Here is a 2199-nt window from a genome sequence, read left to right on the forward strand (position 1 = left end):
GTGTTTCTTACTGGAGGTAGAGCACTGGATAGGCGATGGGCCCTACCGGGTTACTGACCTTAGCCAAACTCCGAATGCCGGTAAGTGAGAGCGCGGCAGTGAGACTGTGGGGGATAAGCTCCATGGTCGAGAGGGAAACAGCCCAGAACATCGACTAAGGCCCCTAAGCGTATGCTAAGTGGGAAAGGATGTGGAGTCGCAGAGACAACCAGGAGGTTGGCTTAGAAGCAGCCACCCTTGAAAGAGTGCGTAATAGCTCACTGGTCAAGTGATTCCGCGCCGACAATGTAGCGGGGCTCAAGCGTACCGCCGAAGTCGTGTCACTGCAGCATGTACCTCTAACGAGGGCTGTGGTGGGTAGGGGAGCGTCGTGTGCCGGGTGAAGCAGCACCGGAAGGTAGTTGTGGACGGTTCACGAGTGAGAATGCAGGCATGAGTAGCGATACACACGTGGGAAACGTGTGCGCCGATTGACTAAGGGTTCCTGGGTCAAGCTGATCTGCCCAGGGTAAGTCGGGACCTAAGGCGAGGCCGACAGGCGTAGTCGATGGACAACCGGTTGATATTCCGGTACCCGCTTTGAAGCGCCCAATATCGAATCCTCTGATGCTAAGGCCGTGAAGCCGCCCTGATCTCTTCGGAGTTGAGGGGAGTGGTGGAGCCGCTGATCCAAGGTGGTAGTAGGTAAGTGATGGGGTGACGCAGGAAGGTAGTCCAGCCCGGGCGGTGGTTGTCCCGGGGTAAGGGTGTAGCCCGAGGAGTAGGTAAATCCGTTCCTCATTAAGGGTGAGACCTGATGCCGAGCCGATTGTGGTGAAGTGGATGATCCTATGCTGTCGAGAAAAGCCTCTAGCGAGTTTCATGGCGGCCCGTACCCTAAACCGACTCAGGTGGTCAGGTAGAGAATACCGAGGCGTTCGGGTGAACTATGGTTAAGGAACTCGGCAAAATGCCCCCGTAACTTCGGGAGAAGGGGGGCCATTGCTGGTGATGGGATTTGCTCCCTGAGCTGGTGGTGGCCGCAGAGACCAGCGAGAAGCGACTGTTTACTAAAAACACAGGTCCGTGCGAAGCCGTAAGGCGATGTATACGGACTGACGCCTGCCCGGTGCTGGAACGTTAAGGGGACCGGTTAGCTCTGATTCGTCGGGGCGAAGCTGAGAACTTAAGCGCCAGTAAACGGCGGTGGTAACTATAACCATCCTAAGGTAGCGAAATTCCTTGTCGGGTAAGTTCCGACCTGCACGAATGGCGTAACGACTTCTCGACTGTCTCAACCATAGGCCCGGTGAAATTGCATTACGAGTAAAGATGCTCGTTTCGCGCAGCAGGACGGAAAGACCCCGGGACCTTTACTATAGCTTGATATTGGTGTTCGGTTCGGCTTGTGTAGGATAGGTGGGAGACTGTGAACTCTGGACGCCAGTTCAGGGGGAGTCATTGTTGAAATACCACTCTGGTCGTGCTGGATGTCTAACCTGGGTCCGTGATCCGGATCAGGGACAGTGTCTGGTGGGTAGTTTAACTGGGGCGGTTGCCTCCTAAAGAGTAACGGAGGCGCCCAAAGGTTCCCTCAGCCTGGTTGGCAATCAGGTGTTGAGTGTAAGTGCACAAGGGAGCTTGACTGTGAGACCGACGGGTCGAGCAGGGACGAAAGTCGGGACTAGTGATCCGGCGGTGGCTTGTGGAAGCGCCGTCGCTCAACGGATAAAAGGTACCCCGGGGATAACAGGCTGATCTTCCCCAAGAGTCCATATCGACGGGATGGTTTGGCACCTCGATGTCGGCTCGTCGCATCCTGGGGCTGGAGTCGGTCCCAAGGGTTGGGCTGTTCGCCCATTAAAGCGGTACGCGAGCTGGGTTTAGAACGTCGTGAGACAGTTCGGTCCCTATCCGCTGTGCGCGTAGGAGTCTTGAGAAGGGCTGTCCCTAGTACGAGAGGACCGGGACGGACGAACCTCTGGTGTGCCAGTTGTCCTGCCAAGGGCATGGCTGGTTGGCTACGTTCGGGAGGGATAACCGCTGAAAGCATCTAAGCGGGAAGCCTGCTTCGAGATGAGGGCTCCCACCCACTTGATGGGTTAAGGCTCCCAGTAGACGACTGGGTTGATAGGCCAGATATGGAAGCCGGGTAACCGGTGGAGTTGACTGGTACTAATAGGCCGAGGGCTTGTCCTCAGTTGCTCGCGTCCACTGTGT

1 rRNA gene is annotated in these 2199 nt (G+C 56.4%); it reads left to right on the plus strand.

What is annotated here, in order from left to right:
* Positions 1–2178: ribosomal RNA gene (locus ACWC5C_RS42030) — 23S ribosomal RNA — on the plus strand; the annotation flags it as partial.
* Positions 2179–2199: the final 21 nt, after the last annotated feature.

The organism is Streptomyces sp. NPDC001700, from assembly GCF_053596435.1.